Source organism: Yersinia sp. Marseille-Q5920 (genome assembly GCF_946902935.1).
GTDB lineage: Bacteria > Pseudomonadota > Gammaproteobacteria > Enterobacterales > Enterobacteriaceae > Yersinia > Yersinia rochesterensis.
On the sequence record NZ_CAMPQA010000032.1, the window covers coordinates 1 to 673 of the forward strand.

The window sequence follows — 673 nt, forward strand, 5'->3', positions numbered from 1 at the left end:
GCACTGCGAGCGCGAATGGTCAGCGTGTCCGGTGCGCCATGGTGTTCGACCTCATCCACGGTAAAATCACCTTTACCTATCAGGCTCCCCCCTTTCCAGCCCAAGAATACCGACAGCACCGCGCCCCGTTCCGGCATGGCGAGCTGGCCGTCAGCGTCATCCAGTTCGATATCAAGCTGGTCAGCTTCAAAGCCGCGGTTATCTGTCAGGCTCATTGACAATAGCCGGGGGCGAATATTCTGGGTGATATCTTTCTGATTAATGGTCAGCATAAAGTCCGGGGCAATATCAGCCCCAGCCGGTAAAGACATACCGCTTATCATGAGAATAACCCTCCGATTGCCGACTTGGCTTTATCGGCCATAGCCGTCGCTTTACCCAGCATACCCTCAGCCTGTTGTTGCAGGTCGCCGAACATGGCCGTTAATGACTCATCAACCCGCAACAGATTGAGGGTGAATTCAATGCGCCGGGCGCTGCCGTCTTCAAAAAATAGCGCACCGGTCTGGCTCAGGCTCTCAATGACGAACATGCCGTAAATCATGCCGCTCCCCTCAACCAGCGGCCACGCCTTGCCTTGGTCGGCCATCGCTTCAAGGGTCAACAATGACAGGCGGCCACCCGTCAACTCTGGCAACAACACACCAGATAAGGTGATTTTCTCACTGTCGAC

General features: G+C 55.3%; 1 protein-coding gene and 1 pseudogene. Both read right to left on the bottom strand.

Annotation, left to right across the window (positions count from 1 at the left end):
* A pseudogene (locus OVO64_RS20405) lies at positions 1-323 on the bottom strand (phage late control D family protein); the annotation flags it as partial.
* A partial coding sequence (locus OVO64_RS20410) for a phage tail protein (RefSeq protein WP_267248999.1) occupies positions 320-673 on the bottom strand: 354 nt, incomplete at its 5' end. The gene OVO64_RS20410 and the pseudogene OVO64_RS20405, both read right to left, overlap by 4 nt.